The organism is Rhodococcus sp. 15-2388-1-1a (assembly GCF_002259145.1).
Taxonomy (GTDB): Bacteria; Actinomycetota; Actinomycetes; order Mycobacteriales; family Mycobacteriaceae; genus Rhodococcoides.
The window spans coordinates 134,673-154,169 of record NZ_NPFP01000032.1; the positions used below are offsets into that span (position 1 = coordinate 134,673).

Here is a 19,497-nt window from a genome sequence, read left to right on the forward strand (position 1 = left end):
GTCGAGTGTCGGCGGTGTCGGCAGTTGCGATGGGGTGCGGTAGGTCAGGGCACCATGTTGCGGACCTGTCGGGCAGCGACCGACAGGGTGGCCAGGTCGAGGGTTCCCGACTCGGCGATCTCGGTCAACGCCGCACGAGACCTCGCCAGGCGAGACGAGTTGGTCGACTCCCATTCCGCGATCTTCTCCGCGACCGACTCGTCCGGCTCACCGCCCGCCAGTACCGCCTGGGTGATGCCTCGCAACGAGGAATACAGATCGTCGCGAAGCGCCAAGCGCGCCAACGAATGCCAGCGGTCGCCGCGGGCCAGCTTGGACACCGCGGTGAGCAACCAGTCGATGCCGATGTGGGCGTCCAGGGCGAAGTAGAGCTCGGCGACCTCGGCTCCGTCCCGGTCGACGATGTCGGCGATATCGATGATGTCGAGCAGGCAGTACACATCGAGCAATCCGTAGATCCGACGAGCCAGCTCGGCCGGCGCGCCGCGTTCGATCGCCGCAGCCGATCGCGAGTCCAGATCGCTCGCTTGATGCCCGGAGATCCACGTGGACACCGACGGCTGCAGCGCCCGCACCTGACCGGCGTACCGGCTGATCTCGGCTCCGACGGCCAGCGGCTGCGGACGGTTGGCGAGCAACCAGCGCGAGACGCGGTCGAGCATGCGCCGCGACTCGAGCAACAGTTCGGCCGACACTGCAGTCGGCACGTCCGCTGCCCTGATCGAGTTCCACACCTCGTCGAGTCCGAATATCTCGGTGGCGGCAGCGAACGCGCGAATGGCATCGGTGCCTGCCGCACCCGAATCCTCGGTCAATCGGTAGGGGAACGTGATGCCGCCGCAGTCGATGGCCTCGTTGGACAGCGTCGTGGCCACCAGTTGCCGCCGTAGAGGATGCGCGGTGATCGCGTCGGCATACGGCTCGCGCAGCGGCTCGGGGAAATACTTGGGTAGCCGCGGAGCGAAGACGTCGCTGTCGGGAACTTCACTGTCGAGCAACTCCGCTTCCAACGCCAACTTCACATGAGCCATCAACGTCGCCAGTTCCGGCGAGGTCAGCCCTCGGCCGTCCTGCTTGCGTTTGCGCAGGTCGGCCTCGGTCGGTAGTGCCTCGAGCTCACGATCGAGCCCTCGTCGCACTTCCAGATCCTCGATCACCCGACTGTGCACGGTGACCAGGCTCGGCGCATCGAACCTCGACGTGCCGAGCAGCTCGTTCTGCATGATGTTGTCCCACAACACCAGCCTGCCCACCTCGTCGGTCATCGACGCGAGCAGCTCGTCCCGATCCTCGCGCGCGAGGTTGCCGTTGGTGATGGCCGTTTCCAACAGGATCTTGATGTTGACCTCGTGATCGGAACAGTCGACACCCGCAGAGTTGTCGACGGCATCGGTGTTGATCTTGCCTCCGGCCGCGGCGTATTCGATGCGGCCCAGCGCGGTGGCACCGAGATTGCCGCCCTCCCCCACCACCGCGGCGCGGACGTCGATTCCGTCGACCCTCACCGCGTCGTTGGCCTTGTCGCCGACCTCGGCATTGGTCTCCGTCGACGCCTTGATGTACGTGCCGATTCCGCCGTTCCACAGCAGGTCGGCCGGAGCCCGAAGGATTGCGTTCACCAGCTCCGGCGGAGACAGCGCGTCAACGGAATCCCCCAGCCCGAGTGCTGCGCGCGCGGCCGCACTGATCGGGACCGACTTGCGCGTCCGCTCCCACACACCACCGCCCGCACTGATGAGCGAGGTGTCGTAGTCCGCCCACGACGACCGCGGCAGCGCGAACAACCGCTCCCGTTCGGCGAACGAGGACTCACGCTCGGGGTCGGGATCGAGAAAGATGTGCCGATGATCGAAGGCGGCGAGCAGGCGAATGTGCCGGCTGAGCAACATGCCGTTGCCGAACACGTCCCCGCTCATGTCTCCGACGCCGACGACGGTGAAATCCTGGCTCTGCGTGTCGATTCCGAGCTCTCGGAAGTGTCGTTTGACGCTCTCCCACGCGCCCTTGGCAGTGATGCCCATGGCTTTGTGGTCGTAGCCGGCCGAACCACCGGAGGCGAAGGCGTCGCCGAGCCAGAAGCCGTACTTCGCGGCGACGTCGTTGGCCATGTCGGAGAATGTCGCGGTCCCCTTGTCCGCGGCGACGACGAGATAGGTGTCGTCTCCGTCGCGGCGTACGACGCCGGTGGGAACCGTCACCGTTCCGGTAGCGCGGTCGAGATTGTCGGTGATGTCGAGCAACCCGGCGATGAACAGTCGGTAGCAGGCCTTGCCTTCCTCGGCATGGGCCTGACGATCTCGATCGGCGTCACCGGTCACGACCGGAGGCCGCTTGACGACGAATCCACCCTTGGCTCCGACCGGCACGATGACGGCGTTCTTGACCATCTGGGCCTTGGCGAGTCCGAGGATTTCGGTCCGGAAGTCCTCACGTCGATCCGACCAGCGCAGTCCGCCACGGGCCACGGCCCCGAACCGCAGGTGCACACCTTCGACGCGGGGCGAGTACACGAAGATCTCGAATTTCGGCTTCGGCTTGGGCAATTCGGCGATCGACTGCGGATCGAACTTGAGCGAGAGGTACTCGCGATGTTCGCCGTCGACTCCCACGACGAAGTAGTTGGTGCGCAAGGTCGCGCGGATCAGCTCGAACATGCTGCGCAGGATTCGGTCGGCGTCGAGACTGACGACCTCGTCGATCAGTTCCCCCAGCTGGGTGCCGATCGACTGCGCGTTCTCCTCCGAGCTCGCCTCGGGATCGAACTGCGCCTCGAACAACCCGACCAGCAACCGGGCAGTGCGCGGATGCGTCAGCAGCACACCTTCGATGTTGAACTGGCTGTAGGGAAAACCGGCCTGGCGCAGGTACTTCGCGTACGCGCGCAACACCACTGCCTGCCGCCAGTGCAGGCCGGCGCGCATGACCAGCTCGTTGAACCGGTCTGCCTCCGCCTGTCCGCTCCACACTGCCGCGAACGCGTCGGTGAAGCGGTGCTGCACGCGGCTCTCGCGATCGGCGGTGCCTGCCTCGGACAACTCCGCGTCGATGTCGCCGTCGATTGCCGAGCGCAGCATCTCACGTGAAGCGGAGAGCCCGAAATCGTATATCCAGCAGGACATTCCGTCCGGCCGCACCACGGGGTACGGCCGTTCGTCGTCGACCTCGACGCCGAGGCTCTGCAGGATGGGCAACACCTGAGACAACGAGACGCCCGCGCCGCCGATGTACAGCGAGAAACGCCAGCTGCCCACGGCGGACTGCTCGTTGCGGTAGAGCTGCATGTCGATCGACTCGTCGCCGAGCGCTTCGAGGCGAGCGATGTCGGTCACGGCCCGAGCCGGACTGAAATCCTGCTTGTAGGCCTCGGGGAACGCCTCGGTGTACCGCTGAATCCGCAGCGGGTCGACGGTGCGGTCGAGCGAGACGGCGTCGCCGAGGGAGTCCTCCCAGGTTCTGGTGGTCTCGGTGAGAGCCGCCTCGATCCGGGTGATGTCCTCGGCAGCGAGCTCCGTCGACGCCGTTCCCGGCGCGCGACGGACGGTCACGTGCAACAGAGCCAGGTCCGATTCCGTCACGCGCGCCGTGTAATCGAGAGAGGTACCGCCCAGCTCGCGGAGCAACCGATCCTGAATGGCGAGACGAACACGGGTGGTGTAACGATCTCGCGGCAGGTACACCAGCGCGGAGACGAAGGACCCGCTGGCATCGGGCCGGACGAACAGCTTGACCTTGCGCCGACGGCCCAGTGCCAGAACAGCACTCGCGGTCTCGAACAGCCAGGCTGCCGAGGTGGCGAAGAGTTCCGAGCGCGGCATCGACTGCAGCACTTCCAGCATCGCCTGACCCGAGAACGACCCGAGATCATGGCCGGCCCGGGCGATCACCGAGCGCACCCGACGCTCGATCACCGGAATGTCGAGCACGTTCTCGTGCAGGGCGGTGACGGTGAAGACTCCGACGAAGCGGTGTTCGGCGGAGTTCTCGGCGTCGAGAACACTCACGAAGTAGGGGTAGACGGCGCGGTGCACCGTGGCCGGACTCGCTCCCTGCGTCAGGGCGACGAGGTCGCGCCGACCGAGCGGTTCCGGGCCGTCCACGTCGTGCGCCGCGTCGCGCAACACACCGAGGCTGCTCGACTCGTCGCCGGTGGCCGTCCGTGCGCCGTCGACGCCGCCGAGCCGGTACCGGCGGTACCCGAGGAGCGTGTAGTGTCCGTCGCCGAGCCAACGCAGCAACGCGGCTGCGTCGCGATGTTCGACGGCGATGTCCGACTCCGCATCACCGGCCCGCTGGGCCGCACCGTCGAGGAGATCGGCCACCTCGGCCTGCACCCGACGCATGCGATCGGTGTCGCCGACCACCTGACGCACGTCGGCCAATACCCGGCTCGCCTCCGACTCGACGCGGGCGAGGGCGTCATCGGAGGTGGAGGGATGCAGCTGAACGTGAATCCAGGATTCGCGTCGGCCGTCGGCGGCCAGACCCGTCAGCTCGCCGTCGGCGTCGCGGGCGACCGACAGAATGGGATGAACCACGTCGGTGTACTCGATGCCGAGTCTCGAGAGCAGCGAGATGACCGACTCGACGAGAAGCGGCATGTCGTCGGTGACGATCTGCAGGTAGCTGCCCGCGGCCTGATGGGCGGCCGAACTCGACTCGCTGGGTCGATGGACCGCCACGTTCGCGGTCTCGGGCAGCCGCCGAGCGGCCAACCGAACATGTCGATGAAAGGACGTGGTGTCGGGAGTGTGCGCGGACGCCCCGACTGCCGTCGTGTCCACGTGCTCGAAATACTCGGTACGCAGTGTCGCCAGCTCGGCCAGGAGTCGGTCGTCGAGGCCGTCGGCCGAGTCGTTGTCGGGCAGGTCCAGCGAGCGTGGCATGGTGTTCGAGTACTCCCTCGTGAGGATTTTCCCGACGCCCGCCGATCGCCGGTCGTCGATGACTCCTCGACCTTAGTGTCGAACACCCTGTTACCGCAGTGACCTCGCGGACCCAGCGCGTCAGAACCGGTCGACAGCTCTATCCGACGTGGAGGTACTCGGCGAGCAGACCGCGCTCGCTTTCGTCCAGAGGACGCGACGACGAGGTATCGAGATCGAAGGCGACCATCAACGCCTCGGCATCGGCGCAGACTTTTCCGTCGCGGTCGGTCACCACGTGCCGGACGCCGTACGAGGTGGTCCCGACGCGGGTGATCCACAGCTCGATCGTCAGCGGACCCGAGTCGTCGAGAATCGGATGCAGAAAATCGGTGGTCAACTTGCGCACCACCGCTGCGCCACGCACCCCCGGCCCCCCGAAGACCGCGTTCAGGAACTGAACGCGGCCTTCCTGGAGGTATTCGACGAAGCGTGTGTTGTTGACGTGGCCGAGACGGTCGGAATCACCCCACCGCACCTGAAGTGTGCAGGTGAAGGTTTTCGCCGGCATGTCAGTCCCTGGTCAGCTTCCGGTGCGTGACGCGATGCGGACGGGCCGCGTCGGGTCCGAGGCGTTCGACCTTGTTGGCCTCGTAGCCCTCGAAGTTGCCCTCGTACCAGTACCACGCGGCCTCGTTGTCGCCGAAGCCACCTTCCCAGGCCAGGATGTGGGTGCAGGTGCGGTCCAGGAACCACCGGTCGTGCGAGATGACCACAGCGCAACCGGGGAATTCCTCGAGCGCGTTCTCGAGCGATCCGAGCGTTTCGACGTCGAGGTCGTTGGTCGGTTCGTCGAGCAGGATCAGGTTGCCGCCCTGCTTGAGCGTCATCGCCAGGTTCAGACGGTTCCGCTCACCACCGGAGAGCACTCCGGCAGGCTTCTGCTGATCGTGGCCCTTGAACCCGAACGAGCTGATGTACGCGCGGGACGGGAACTCGGAGCTGCCGACGGTGATGAAGTCGAGGCCGTCGGACACCGTCTCCCACACCGTCTTCTTCGAGTCGATGCCCGAGCGGTTCTGGTCGACGTAGCTGAGTTTGACGGTCTGACCGATCTTGACCTCGCCACCGTCCGGCTCCTCGAGGCCGACGATGGTTTTGAACAGCGTCGTCTTGCCGACGCCGTTGGGGCCGATGACGCCGACGATTCCGTTGCGGGGCAACGTGAACGAGAGGTCCTTGATCAGCACGCGGCCGTCGAAGCCCTTGTCCAGGCTCTTGACCTCCACCACGACGTCGCCGAGGCGCGGCGGGTTGGGGATCTGGATCTCGTCGAAGTCGAGCTTCCTGGTCTTCTCGGCCTCGGCCACCATCTCGTCGTAGCGAGCCAGACGAGACTTGCTCTTGGCCTGACGCGCCTTGGCACCGGAACGAACCCAGGCGAGTTCGTCCTTGAGTCGCTTCTGCAGCTTCTGGTCCTTCTTGCCCGAGACCTCGAGACGCTCGGCCTTCTTCTCCAGGTACGTGGAGTAGTTGCCCTCGTACGGGTACAGGTGTCCACGGTCGACCTCGGCAATCCACTGCGCGACGTGGTCGAGGAAGTACCGGTCGTGAGTGACGGCGAGGATAGCGCCTGCGTATGCGGCCAGGTGCTGCTCGAGCCACAGCACGCTCTCGGCGTCGAGGTGGTTGGTCGGTTCGTCGAGCAGCAGCAGATCCGGCTTGCTCAGCAGCAGCTTGCACAGCGCCACGCGGCGCTTCTCACCACCGGAGAGGTTGGTGACGGGCGACTCGGGCGGCGGGCAGCGCAGCGCGTCCATCGCTTGCTCGAGCTGAGAGTCGATCTCCCAGGCGTCGGCGTGGTCGAGCTTTTCCTGCAGCTCGCCCATCTCTTCCATCAGCTCGTCGGAGTAGTCGGTGGCCATCAACTCGGCGATCTCGTTGTACCGCTTGAGCTGGACCATCGTCTCGCCGAGACCGTCCTCGACGTTCTCGCGAACGGTCTTGGTGTCGTCGAGGACCGGTTCCTGCATGAGGATGCCGACCGAGGCACCGGGAGCGAGGAACGCCTCACCGTTTCCGGGCTGATCGATTCCCGCCATGATCTTGAGGATGCTGGACTTACCGGCGCCGTTGGGGCCGACGACGCCGATCTTCGCTCCCGGATAGAAGCTCATCGTCACGTCGTCGAGGATGACTTTGTCGCCGTGCGCCTTGCGCACCTTCTTCATGGTGTAAATGAATTCAGCCATGATGCCCAGCTTATCGGTGCGAGCGGGTCTCCGGCACCACCGCCCGAACGGGGCCCGACGCGCAGCCGCCGTCCACACTCGATCGCAGGTTCCGATGCAGCGTGGACGGCGGATGCAGAGAGCCCTCAGGCCGGGACGGACTCGCGCACGTCGTCGTCGATGCGATCGTGATCCCGACCCCCGTCCACAGGTTCGGTCGCTTCCGAATCACCGTCCGTCGGAGCGTCGGATGACACCGTTTTCGTCCGATGGATCGAGACGTTGCAGCGCGCGAGATCCGGTCCGACGGCACTGGCCCGCATCTCGAGATCGGCGCGTTCGACTCCGTCACGGTTGGTGTACTCGTTGGTCCGCAGCTGCCCGTAGGCAACGATCGGGTCGCCCTTCATCAGCGACGCTCCGACGCCGCGCACCAGGCGACGCCAGCACGTGACCGTCAGGTACAGGGTTCCGCCGTCGGTCCACTCGCCGGTGTTGCGGTCCTGGCGTCGGGCGTTGCTGGCCATCCGGAAGCTGAGGACCTCGTCGCCGGTAGGTGTGGAGCGCTTGACGGGATTGGTGATGACCGTTCCGACAACTGCGCACTGTGCTTCGTACATGGTGTCTTCCCCTCGATCGATGTCGCGTGATTGCGATCGAGATCGACACTGCTACGCGGGGAACGTCCGTGGTGAACGAGTTGGCGAAATGTGGACAACCGCCCGTCCTGTGGATGAACGACCCGAATCGGGGCCCGCGCGACCCGATAATGTCGGGGCGGTGTGCTAGTCGGGAATTTCGGCGTACATGTGGCCGTCGAGCGTGGGGATCACGCGACCCGCAGTGAGCGAAGCAACAAGCGCCGCAGTCGAATCGGCGTCCGGAACCGCGACGGTCAGTACCGCGGACGCGCCGTAGGAGGTGTCGAGCACAAGAACTCCGTGCCCGCGTAATTCCGATTCCACGCGACCGACCTCGGCGTGGTCGAGTTCGAGAGTCATGATCTCGCGTCGCTCCCGAGTCAGGAACATCGCTCGGGACAACGCCTCGGTCACCGCTCCGCCGTAGGCACGGGCCAGTCCTCCGGTGCCCAGCTTTGTTCCGCCGAAGTATCTGCTGACGACCGCTACGACGTTGGTCAGGTGATGCCCACGCAGCATGTCGAGCATGGGCGTGCCTGCCGTCCCGCTCGGTTCACCGTCGTCGTTGGATCGCTCGATGCTCTGCATCGGGTCGGCGAGCGGATCGCCTGCCGAGGAATCCACGATGAACGCCGAACAATGATGTCCGGCAGCAGGATCGGCCTTGCGAGCCGCGGCGATCACGGCCCGCGCCTCCGCTTCGGTCGACGCGCGATCGACGACGGCGACGAACCTGGACTTCTTGACCTCGGTCTCGCACTCGACGCGGCTCGCGATGGTACGAAGTGGGGTCACCCGACCACTCTCATGCAGCCACACTGTCCACCACATCGTCTGCGGCTCGGACCAATTGGGCGTACATACCGTCGTTCTCCAACAGGGACTCGTGGGTTCCGACCTCGCGAACGACGCCGTGGTCGAGAACTGCGATGCGGTCCGCAGAGCGCACCGTGGACAGTCGATGCGCGATGAGGATGGTCGTTCGCCCTTTCATCAGGCCGTCGAGCGCGGTCTGCACTGCGCGTTCGGTGCGATTGTCGAGGGCGCTCGTCGCTTCGTCGAGCACCAGGATCGGCGGGTTGCGCAGCACGGTCCGCGCAATGGCGATGCGCTGCTTCTCACCTCCCGAGAAGCGGTACCCGCGTTCGCCGACCATGGTGTCGTAACCGTCGTCGAGGCCGTCGATGAAGTCGTGGATCTGTGCCGTTCGGGCGGCCACGACAATCTCCTCGTCGGTGGCGTCGGGTTTGGCGAATCGCAGGTTCTCCCGAATCGTGGCATGGAACAGGTACGTCTCCTGCGAGACGACACCGACCAGGTCGGCGATGGTCTCCGACGCCATCTCGCGCAGGTCGATACCGTCGATGGTCACCGATCCGGCCGTCGGATCGTGCAGCCGCGCAACGAGATAGCCCAACGTCGTCTTGCCGGAGCCGGTTGCGCCGACGAGTGCGAGCGTGCTGCCTGCCGGTACCTCGAGGTCGATGCCGCTCAGCGTCGGGACCGTTGCTGCGGTGTAGGTGAAGTCGACGGCACGGAAGGCGACGTCTCCGCGGACGGTCTCGCGGGGCAGCGCCACCGGGTGAGTGGGCTCGGCCACGTCGATCGGTAGATCGAGGTACTCGAACACTCGGCCGAACAGGGCGAGCGAGGCCTGCACCTCGACGCCGGTGTTGAGCAATTGCATGGTGGGCCGGAACAATTGGGTCTGCAGAGCGGTGAACGCGACGAGGGTTCCGATCGTCAGTGCGCTCCCCTGCCCGATGGTGATGCCGGCGAACCAGTACACCAGGGCCGGCATGACGGCGAAGCTGATCTGGATCGTGGCCATGCGCCACTTCCCTGCCATCATGGCCGCGAGTTCGACGCCGGCGACCTCGTGGGATCGGTCGGCGAACTTGTCGGTCAACGCCTGGGCGGAACCGGTGGTCTTGCCCAGCAGAATGCCGCTGACCGAGAGCGATTCCTCGATCTGCACCGACAGGTCGCTGAGCAACTTCTGTCGTTTCGTCGAGATCTTGCGCCGCTCGTCGCCGATGCGGCGGGCGACTCGAACGAAGACCGGCAGGATGATCAACGAGAACGTGGCGAGCTTCCAGTCGAGCAGGAAGAGTGCGACCACCGTCGCGGCGACGGTCGTCGCGTTCTGCGCGATGGACGTTGCGGTGTTGGTGACCACCGATTGCATGCCGCCGATGTCGTTGGCGATGCGTGACTGAACCTCGCCGGTGCGGGTGCGCGCGAAGAATCCGAGGGATTGGCGTTGCAGGTGCGAGTAGACCTGGACGCGGAGATCGTGCATGAGTCGTTGACCGACGCCGTTGGACATCCAGGTCTGTACGACACCGAGGGTGTTGGTGGCGACTGCAACTGCGATCATGCCGAGTGCGATGAGGCTGACGAGTGTGACGTCGCGGTCGGGTATCGCATGATCGAGGAGTTCGCGGAGAAGCAGTGGGGATGCGAGCGCGATGATCGCGCTGACGACGATGATCGCGCTGACGACTGCGATCCGGCGTCGGTAGGGCGTGAACAGAGCCAGGACTCGGCGCACGGGTGCTGGGTCGGACGCGAGGAGGGAACGTTCGGGTCGGCTTTCCAAGTAGACCTCCGTGGTAGCTGAAGTAATATGCAGAGGCTACCTCACTATGAGGTAACGAGCAACCGTCGCTATGATCCCGTACATGGAAACCGGACACTCGCCCAACCTGAGCGAGCAGTTCATGGCCGTCGCGCGGCAGATCAGGCGCAGCCACATGACTGCGTTGGAACCGTTCGGGCTCAATCCTTCGCAGAGCCGTGCCCTGCACGTGTTGGCGCGCGAGCCCGAGTCCGTGCGACTGCGCGATCTCGCCGAGCACCTGCGCATCGTCGCGCGATCGGCCACCGACATCGTCGACTCCCTCGAGGCGGCGCACCTGGTGACGCGGCAACAGGATCCGAGCGATCGGCGAGCCGTCCTGGTGGAGCTGACCGACACCGGCCGTGCGCTGCTGGACAGAATCGACGACGCGCGCCGTCAGGTGTCGTCGGAAATGTTCGACGGCCTGGAGCCGGCGGAACGCATCGAGCTGAACCGATTGTTGAGCAAGATCGCCGAGACCGGCTGAACCGACCCGCCGACTACTGCTCGCCGGTCCGATCACGTCGAGCGAGCTCGGCGAACATCGCATTGTGCGCGGCCAGTTCGGCATCGTGATCGCGCTCGGCGGCGCGGTCGCCGCGGCGGGCATCGCGATCGTCGCTGCGAGACCACTGGATCAGCAGCGCCAGCATGACGAGCACCAGCGGCACCTCGCCCGTGGCCCAGGCGATACCGCCGCCGAGCTTCTGATCCCCGAGCAGGTCGGAGTTCCAGTCCAGCCCGAGCGTCCGGTAGAACCAGGCACCCATCACGGTGTTCATGCTCATCAGCGCCACACCGAAGAAGGCATGGAACGGCAGCGAACCGAACACGACGGCGAGTTTGGTGACGGGCGCGATCTTGCGCGGAGACGGATCGACGCCGATGACGGTCCAGTAGAACAGGTACCCGCTGAGTACGAAGTGCAGGTTCATCAGCAGGTGTGCGCCGTGACTGTCCAGGACCGCTCCGAAGATGCCGCCGAGGTACAGCACGTAGAAGCCGCCGACGAAGATCAGCGAGGCGACGAGCGGATGGGTCAGGAACTGCGAGATCCGGCTGTGCAGTCCGATCAGCAGCCATTCGCGCAGTCCGGGCACGCCGTCCTTGCCTGCCGCAGGCAGTACCCGCAATGCCAGAGTCAGCGCACCACCGAGCGCGAGGAGGACCGGCGCCAGCATCGAGAGCATCATGTGCCCGGTCATGTGCACGCTGAACACGGCCGTGGAATAGCGACCGATTCCCGAGGACGTGCTGATCAGAAGCGTGAGGCAGCCCAGGACCCAGGCGACGGTACGACCGACGGGCCACGCGTCGCCGCGCAGCCGCAGACGGCGGACTCCGATCAGATACACCACGGCCATGACGATCGCGGCGGTGCCGAAGATCAGATCGAAGCGCCAGTCGAGAGCCATGCGCGCGAACGTCGGTGGGCCACTCAGGTTGTACCCGAGGGCCGCCTCCGTGGTCGTGAGGTCGGGGTCGATCTCGGCGGGGGGCGGTGTGCGGCCGAGCCCGACGGCCAGCCCGATGGTCGCCGCGAGGACGAGTACCTCGGCACCGGCGAAGCGGAGCAGCGGCCCGCGGGCCGAGGGATCGGCGACCAGGGCCGGTAATGCGCGGCGACGCTGCATCCAGCCGAAGCCGCCCAGCACGATCAGGGCGACGATCTTGCCCACGATCAGCAGGCCGTAGGTGGTGGTGAACAGGTCTGCGATCGAGACGCGGACCAGGGCGTTGATGACGCCGCTGATGCCCATCACCACAAAACAGACTCCGGCGATCGTGGAGAATCGGCGAGCCGCGACATCGGCATGCGCACCGCGCCTGCGAACGTGAGCCAGCAGCGCGAACAGTCCGCCCGCCCACAGCGACGCGGCCCCGAGGTGCAGGATCAGGCTGTTGGTGGCGATGTCGTGCGATCCGCCCGCCGAGGAGTGTCCGCTCAGCGCGATGGGCAGCAGCGTCGCCAGGGAGAATCCGAGCAGTGCGGGCGTCCAGGCCCACCGCAACACCGTGCGTGACGCGATGGCGAGCACAACGGCCATGATGGCCGTCCAACGCCAGGCACTGGCGATCTCCACCTGGTCGAGTGCGATCCAGAGGTTCGCCGGCTTGATGGCTTCGGAGAACGGCTGCCCCGAGGTGTCGGACAGTGTCAGCGGCACCAGGAGCAGTGCACAGACTGCCCAGACGATCGAGGCGACCGAACCGGTGCGCACGGCACGGTAGCCGTCGACGTCGAGCACGCCGTTCTTCTGCGGCGGCACGAGGAACGCGGCCAGCAGAAACGATCCGATGGCGATGACGGCGGCGATCTCACCTATTGCCCGCAGGGCAGGCAGACCGTAGGTCGTGGCCGGGCCCGGATCCGGAATGCCCAACAGCACCAGCGCGTCGGAGGCCGACAGCATCACGATGAGCGCGGCCACCACACCGGCGATGACCCCGGCAGTGACGAACACCGTCGTCGTGGTTGAACGCGGATCTTCGTTCGTCGAACCATCATCCGTCCGGACATCGTCCGCGCGGAGTTCGGCGGTCGAGGGTTCGTTCTTCTCGAGATCCGGTGTTGCCATACCACCAGAGTAAGAGGTGATCGACGGTACTCGAAACGCGAGTCCTACAGAGCGTCGTACTCGGTCGTGCGCGCGGCTTCGGTCACGTCGTGATGAATGCGCCCGTGTCGGGCGCGCAGCGGTTCACCGGTACCGCCCCAACGGTGGGCGATGATCTCCGCTGCGATCGATACCGCTGTCTCCTGAGGCGTCCGAGCCCCGAGATCGAGCCCGATCGGACTGGCCAGACGAGTGAGCTCTGTCTCCGTCAGACCCGCCGCTCGCAACCGTGCCGTGCGGTCGTCGTGGGTACGGCGCGATCCCATCGCACCGACGAACGCCAGAGAGGGAATGCGCAACGCCACTTCGAGCAGCGGCACGTCGAATTTGGGGTCGTGGGTCAGCACACAGACGACGGTGCGTTCGTCCACTTCCCCTGCTGCGAACTGCTCGGACAGATAGTCGTGCGGCCACGCGACCACGACCTGCTCGGCGGCGGGAAACCGCTGCGGGGTGGCGAAGACTGCCCGTGCGTCGCAGACGGTGACGCGGTAACCGAGAAAGGCACCCTGCTGCGCCACCGCGGCAGCGAAATCGATGGCTCCGAACACCAGCATCCGCGGCGGCGGAGCGTGGCTCGAGACGAACACCTCCATCCCCTCCCCCCGTCGCTGGCCGTCGGGCCCGTAGGTCAGGACAGCCGAACGGCCCGCGGCGAGAAGTCCTTTCGCATCGTCGGCGACGGCAGCGTCGGCGCGCTCGCTGCCGAGCGAGCCTCGGGTGCCCGATTCTCCGACGACGATCCTGCGGCCGAGCCGTTCCGGATCGGCGTGTGCGACGACTGTCGCCATCGCCACGGCCACGTTGCCGCGAACATCCGCGACGAGAGCCTCGAATTCGGGAAACGAGCGCCGGGAGATCCCCTGCACGAATACATCGAGCGTTCCGCCGCACGTGAGCCCGACGGCAAAGGCATCGTCGTCGGATATCCCGTATCGAGTGAGTACCGGGGCGCCGGAATCCAGCACGTCCTGTGCGAGTTCGTAGACCGCACCCTCGACACAGCCGCCCGAGACCGAGCCGGCAACCGCGCCGTCCGAGCCGACGACCATGGACGCTCCGACGGGACGCGGTGCGGAATCGAAGGTGCGGATCACCGTCGCGACCGCTGCCACGTCGCCGGACTGCCAGATGTGCAGTACCTCGTCCAGGATGTCGTGCATCGAAACTCCTTCGGCATCGGTCGGAACGATTCCGAGTTCACAGTCTGACCCGCGCAATCGGTATCCACCCATTTCCGTGCGAACCCATGCCTGCGCCGACCCAGTATGCAGGGAGGTACACTCGTCAACCGTGCTCGCGCGGGTCCGCCCGCATGCGCCAGCCTCCGTAGCTCAGGGGATAGAGCAAGGGCCTTCTAATCCCTTGGTCGCAGGTTCGAATCCTGCCGGGGGCACCGAACATGACCAGCACGAACGCGTGACGCTTCGCCGCACTGTGGTTGACTTCGGGTAACGAAGGGTCACACGTGCATCAGCTCACTCTCGGAGTCCTCTCACGTTCACGCAAGCCGAATGAGCGGCGACTTCCGATTCATCCACTTCATCTCGATCGCATCGATGCCGACATCCGAGCCCGCATGTTTCTCGAATCCGGCTACGGCGAGCCGTTCGGAATTTCGGACGAGCACTTGGCCGGCCAAGTCGCAGGCATTCGCACACGCGAGCAGCTCATCGCCGAATGCGATGTGATTCTGCTGCCCAAGCCACAGGCCGAGGATCTCGACGCACTTCGACCCGGGCAGACGCTGTGGGGCTGGCCGCACTGCGTACAGGACGAACAGCTCACCCAGATCGCCGTCGAACGCAAGCTGACACTGATCGCGTTCGAGGCCATGAATCACTGGACGCCGGACGGCTGGTTCAATCTCCATGTGTTCCACAAGAACAACGAACTGGCCGGCTACTGCTCGGTGCTGCATGCGTTGCAGCTGATCGGTTCCACCGGCGATTACGGCCGAAGGTTGCGTGCCGCCGTCATCGGCTTCGGAGCCACGGCGCGCGGTGCGGTCACCGCTCTGAACGCGCACGGCATCCACGATGTCGACGTGTTGACCCAACGCGGTGTCACTGCCGTCGGTTCGCCCATCCATTCGGCAAACATCGTGAACTTCGATCTCGACGACGCCGATCCCAGACAGAGCCGCGCTCTCACGCCCGAGGGACGGGTGCCACTCTCCCAGTTCCTCGCCGACCACGACGTGATCGTCAATTGCGTTCTGCAGGACACCAATGCACCGTTGACGTTCCTGATGAACGACGATCTGCCCACTCTCGCACCCGGCACGCTCGTGGTCGACGTTTCCTGCGACGAGGGAATGGGTTTCGAGTGGGCCAGGCCCACGTCGTTCACCGATCCCATGTTCACCGTCGGCGACAACGTCAAGTACTACGCCGTCGACCACAGTCCTTCCTATCTGTGGAACTCGGCCACCTGGGAGATCAGCGAATCACTGCTGCCGTATCTGCGAACCGTCCTCGACGGCCCCGCGGCCTGGAGCGGTGATGCCACCATCGAGCGATCGATCGAGATCAGGAACGGCGTCATCGTGAACCCCAATATCCTTGCGTTCCAACACCGCAGTGCGGAGTACCCGCACACCGCAGCATGAACGAGAACGCAGCATCGAGCATCACGTGGACCGAGGACGGGAGCGAGCGGACGTCCCGCTGGCAGTCCGAGAACGGTGCACCCCCGCCCCGTGTGGTGCGGATCGTGAACGATTCGACCACCGCCGACGTGGCGTACAAGATGGCCACGATCGGTGAGGCCCTGCTGTGGCGCGGCGATTACAACAATGCTCGACAGCTGTTGTCGGCGATGACCCGGCGGGTACCGGCCGCCAAACACATGCCGGACGCGTCGGGCGCGGAGCGATTCCATCTGCACCGCCAGTACCAAGCGCGACGTGCACGAGTACTGGGAATGCTTCTAATGGAACTCGATTCGGAAGTCCGTCTCGATCTCGGCCGGGCACCGGACGTATCGGCGGCGGTGACCGAAGCTCTCGGCCCTGACGCTGCGCCGTGCGTGCTCTCGTTGCGCGAACTCCTCGGCATGGTCGGCGCACACGAGTGGCGACGCAAGGGCGTCTTCGTTCCGGCGCTCGACGCTTCGATCCACCCGCACTACGGTGTCTTCTCTCCCGTCCGCGGCGAGTACGTTCAGCTCGTCGCCGCCGCACCACTGCCGGATACGGAGCGAGCGTTCGACATCGGCACCGGCTCGGGCGTTCTGGCTGCAGTACTCGCCCGCCGCGGCGTGACCTCGGTGGTCGCGACCGACAAGGATCCACGGTCGGTCGCGTGCGCACGAGCCAACATCGATGCGCTCGGGTACGCCGATCGGGTCGAGGTGGTGCAGGCCGACATCTTTCCGTCCGGGCGTGCGGGGCTGATCGTGTGCAATCCGCCGTGGATTCCCACGAAACCGACGTCGGGCATCGAACATGCGGTGTACGACCCCGGCTCGCGGATGCTCAAGTCCTTCCTCAGCCGACTTCGCGGGCACTTGGCACCCGACGGTGAGGCATGGTTGGTGGTCTCCGACCTCGCCGAGCTACTCGAATTGGTTACTCGCGCAGACCTTCTCACGGCCATCGACGCGGCAGGGCTGGCGGTCGTCGGCCGCACCGACACCACTCCGACGCATTCGCGCGTCACCGACAGCTCCGATGTGCTGCACGAGGCGCGCTCGCGCGAAACCACGTCGTTGTGGCGGCTACGCGCACGCTGACCGTGGGTACACGAAAGCGCCGCCCGAGCAATGCTCGGACGGCGCTCTCCTCTATCGGGTACTGCTCTACCGTTCGCGGGTCTCGAACTCGCCGTTGATCACGGTGCCCAGCGGCGCGTCACGCTCCGCCTTCTTCGCCGCCTCACGCATCTCGATTCCGTCGGTGATCAGATCGCCGATTTCACGAGTGACGTCGCGGACGGCTCCGGCGATGATCACCACGATCCGGCCGACATGAGTCGCGGCCGATTCGGTGAATTCCTGCACGGTGTCCTTGTTGCGCTCGAACTTTCCTACCAACAGGACCGCCCCCTTCGAAGTCGTCACGCTGCGCTGGTCTTCTTACGCTCGACGATAACACCGGCCGGAGCCGCCGATCCCGTGAGCGAGTTGGGCAGCGCGAGCTTGAAGATCTTGCCCCACACGGTGCCGATCTGGTGGAAGAAGCCACCGGTGTTGTACGGCAGGTCGTACTTCTCGCACAGAGCCTTGACCTCGGGCGCGATCTGCGGGTAGCGATGCGCGGGCAGATCGGGGAAGAGGTGATGCTCGATCTGGTGCGAGAGGTTGCCCGACATGATGTGGAACAGCGGGGTGCCCTCGATGTTGGCGGATCCCAGCATCTGACGCACGTACCACTCGCCGCGGGTCTCTTCGGCAGTCTCTTCCTGGCTGAAGGTCTGGACTCCGGTCGGGAAGTGACCACAGAAGATGATCGAGTAGGTCCACACGTTGCGGATGAGGTTCGCGGCGACGTTGCCGACCACGGTGGAAGCGAAGAACGGACCGGTCAGCGCGGGGAAGATCACGTAGTCCTTGAGCGCCTGCTTGCCCGCCTTGCGCCACATCCCCTGCAGCAGCGGCTTGACGTCGTGCCACTTGCGCTTGCCCGCGACGATGTTCTCGGTCTCGAGGTCGTGCAGCATCACGCCCCACTCGAAGAACGTCATCAACAGGAACGCGTAGACCGGGTTACCGAGGTAGTACGGGTTCCACTTCTGATCCTGGTCCATGCGCAGGATGCCGTAACCGATGTCGCGGTCCATGCCGACGATGTTGGTGAAGGTGTGATGCATGTAGTTGTGCGAGTGCTTCCACTGATCCGCCGGGCAGACGGTGTCCCACTCGAACACCTCGGAGTTGAGGCCGGGCTCGCGCATCCAGTCGTACTGACCGTGCATGACGTTGTGCCCGATCTCCATGTTGTCGAGGATCTTCGCCACACCGAGTGCACCGACGCCTGCCAGCCACGCAGGCGGGAGGAAGGGCAGGTACATCAACGCGCGTCCGGTGATCTCGAGGCCGCGCTGCGCCTTGATGATCTTGTAGATGTACTCGCGATCCTCGTCGCCGAGCTTGGCGACGGTACGGGCACGCAGTGCGTCGAGTTCGCGGCCGAGCTCTTCGACCTGCTCGAAGGTCAGCACGGTCGGCTGGTCCGGCAGGGTCTCGTTGCGGCGAAAGGGCAGGACGGCGGTGGGCAGGATCGAGAGAATCGTTCCGAGCATCTGATGATCTCCAATTCGATCGGGTCGAGATGGGTCTGGGTTGTCGGTGTTCGAGGTGGATCTAGATGTCGATGTCGACGTCGCCCACGGCGACGGACACACACAACTGGATCTTCTTGTCGGATTCGGTGTCGGTCTCACCGGTCTTGATGTTCTTGGTGCAGCCGGACTTCTTCACCGAGGTGCAGGTGAAGCAGATACCCATCCGGCAGCCGTTGGCCGGTGAGAGCCCTGCTGATTCGGCCTGCTCGAGCAGCGTCTCGCCGTCGTTCTCCGAGGACACATCGCTGCCGGAGAACGTGGTGGTTCCGGTGACGTCGTCGCTGACGGTGGCGAACGAGGGCGTGAATTCCTCGAGGTGCAGCCGCTCGCCCAGACCTGCGTCGTCGAAGAACGACGTCACACCCTTCATCAGTCCGGGAGGTCCGCACAGGAAGGTGTCGGCCTCGGCGAACCACGGGGCCACTGCGTCGAGATGTTCCTGGCCGAAGAACCCGTACAGATCACCGCCCGTCTTCTGCTCGGTGTACGCGAACACGATGTCGACGTTCTCGTGCTCGGCGGCGATCTTCTCCAGATCCTTCTTGTACGCCACGTCGTTCTCGGTGAACGCGTAGTGCAGGAAGGTCAGGTCGCTGCTGTACCCCTCGTCCAGCAGCGACCTGAGCATGGACAGCACCGGCGTGATGCCGCTGCCACCGCTGATCAGCAGCGTCTTCGCCGGGCGTGGTTCGGGAAGCTCGAACGTGCCGTCCGCCTGCGACAGGCTGACCACGAGGCCGATGTGCGCGTTCTTGTGCAGGTACTGCGACACCAGGCCCTCGGGATGCGCCTTGATCGTCAGTTCGATCCGCCCGTCCTTGCGGTACTGCGAGCACGCGGGTGAGTAGCAGCGGGTATGCCGTACTCCGTCGATGACGACCCCGACCTGAACGAACTGGCCGGCCTTGAATCCCTTCCACTGACGCGTGGGACGGATGGTGAGAGTCAACGAGTCTTCGGTGGACCGGTGTATCTCGGTCACTTCGCCGCGAAGGTCACGAACGGTCGTCATGGGGTCGACGAGTTCGAGGTACCGATCGAGCGCGTGGGGCGTGGCCATGGCCTCGAACAGGGAAAGAAGTGAGAACTTGCGCGAACCCGAGGTCCGCGACGGACGTTCTTGAAGCGTCATTCCATCCTCCCTAACCGGATCGAAACCTACGACCCATTCAGTGAACGATTGTGCACTAACATGAGTGTGGCAGAGCGACACCGGTACCTGTCAACGTTTATGTGA

General features: G+C 65.2%; 14 protein-coding genes and 1 tRNA gene. 4 read left to right on the plus strand and 11 right to left on the minus strand.

Annotated features, from left to right (window positions below; all coding sequences use genetic code 11):
- Positions 1 to 44: 44 nt before the first annotated feature.
- The 6 genes from CH302_RS18895 to CH302_RS18920 form a co-directional block, all read right to left on the minus strand.
- Positions 45 to 4,883 (minus strand): NAD-glutamate dehydrogenase, encoded by a 4,839-nt coding sequence (locus CH302_RS18895; protein WP_037193181.1) that lies wholly within the window; start codon positions 4,881 to 4,883, stop codon positions 45 to 47.
- Between the two features lie 139 nt (positions 4,884 to 5,022).
- On the minus strand, positions 5,023 to 5,433 hold the full coding sequence (locus CH302_RS18900) for an acyl-CoA thioesterase (RefSeq protein WP_037193183.1): 411 nt from the start codon (positions 5,431 to 5,433) through the stop codon (positions 5,023 to 5,025).
- A 1-nt stretch (position 5,434) separates the two neighbouring features.
- Positions 5,435 to 7,114 (minus strand): energy-dependent translational throttle protein EttA, encoded by a 1,680-nt coding sequence (gene ettA / locus CH302_RS18905; protein ID WP_032402531.1) that lies wholly within the window; start codon positions 7,112 to 7,114, stop codon positions 5,435 to 5,437.
- A gap of 125 nt (positions 7,115 to 7,239) precedes the next feature.
- Entirely contained in the window at positions 7,240 to 7,713 is a 474-nt protein-coding gene (locus CH302_RS18910) for a single-stranded DNA-binding protein (RefSeq protein ID WP_037193186.1), read from the minus strand.
- A 165-nt stretch (positions 7,714 to 7,878) separates the two neighbouring features.
- On the minus strand, positions 7,879 to 8,529 hold the full coding sequence (locus CH302_RS18915) for an IMPACT family protein (protein ID WP_230596351.1): 651 nt from the start codon (positions 8,527 to 8,529) through the stop codon (positions 7,879 to 7,881).
- A gap of 10 nt (positions 8,530 to 8,539) precedes the next feature.
- On the minus strand, positions 8,540 to 10,288 hold the full coding sequence (locus CH302_RS18920) for an ABC transporter ATP-binding protein (protein ID WP_037193187.1): 1,749 nt from the start codon (positions 10,286 to 10,288) through the stop codon (positions 8,540 to 8,542).
- Between the two features lie 130 nt (positions 10,289 to 10,418).
- On the opposite strand from CH302_RS18920, the gene CH302_RS18925 reads away from it, so the two are divergent.
- Complete coding sequence (locus CH302_RS18925) at positions 10,419 to 10,844, plus strand: MarR family winged helix-turn-helix transcriptional regulator (RefSeq protein WP_052047913.1); 426 nt, start codon at positions 10,419 to 10,421, stop codon at positions 10,842 to 10,844.
- A gap of 13 nt (positions 10,845 to 10,857) precedes the next feature.
- Here CH302_RS18925 and CH302_RS18930 read toward each other — a convergent pair whose 3' ends face one another.
- A complete protein-coding gene (locus tag CH302_RS18930; RefSeq protein ID WP_037193190.1) occupies positions 10,858 to 12,936 on the minus strand; it encodes a cytochrome c oxidase assembly protein in 2,079 nt (692 codons plus the stop codon).
- 44 nt (positions 12,937 to 12,980) lie between these two features.
- On the minus strand, positions 12,981 to 14,138 hold the full coding sequence (locus tag CH302_RS18935) for an XdhC family protein (protein ID WP_037193626.1): 1,158 nt from the start codon (positions 14,136 to 14,138) through the stop codon (positions 12,981 to 12,983).
- 160 nt (positions 14,139 to 14,298) lie between these two features.
- Here CH302_RS18935 and CH302_RS18940 point away from each other — a divergent pair.
- From CH302_RS18940 to CH302_RS18950, 3 genes are all read left to right on the plus strand, one after another.
- Positions 14,299 to 14,371: transfer RNA gene (locus tag CH302_RS18940), tRNA-Arg, on the plus strand.
- Between the two features lie 72 nt (positions 14,372 to 14,443).
- The gene (locus CH302_RS18945; RefSeq protein ID WP_037193191.1) at positions 14,444 to 15,586 is read left to right on the plus strand and encodes a N(5)-(carboxyethyl)ornithine synthase; all 1,143 of its coding nucleotides are present in this window, start codon (positions 14,444 to 14,446) and stop codon (positions 15,584 to 15,586) included.
- Positions 15,583 to 16,710, plus strand: a complete 1,128-nt coding sequence (locus tag CH302_RS18950; protein WP_052047862.1) for a methyltransferase — start codon at positions 15,583 to 15,585, stop codon at positions 16,708 to 16,710. Before CH302_RS18945 ends, CH302_RS18950 begins: the two co-directional genes overlap by 4 nt.
- Positions 16,711 to 16,776: 66 nt before the next feature.
- On the opposite strand, the gene CH302_RS18955 is transcribed toward CH302_RS18950, so the two are convergent.
- The 3 genes from CH302_RS18955 to CH302_RS18965 form a co-directional block, all read right to left on the minus strand.
- Positions 16,777 to 17,010 (minus strand): hypothetical protein, encoded by a 234-nt coding sequence (locus CH302_RS18955; RefSeq protein WP_032394788.1) that lies wholly within the window; start codon positions 17,008 to 17,010, stop codon positions 16,777 to 16,779.
- A 23-nt stretch (positions 17,011 to 17,033) separates the two neighbouring features.
- Positions 17,034 to 18,218: a fatty acid desaturase family protein gene (locus tag CH302_RS18960; protein ID WP_037193192.1), complete on the minus strand. Its 1,185-nt coding sequence runs from the start codon at positions 18,216 to 18,218 to the stop codon at positions 17,034 to 17,036.
- Between the two features lie 61 nt (positions 18,219 to 18,279).
- A complete protein-coding gene (locus tag CH302_RS18965) occupies positions 18,280 to 19,392 on the minus strand; it encodes a ferredoxin reductase (RefSeq protein WP_037193194.1) in 1,113 nt (370 codons plus the stop codon).
- Positions 19,393 to 19,497: the final 105 nt, after the last annotated feature.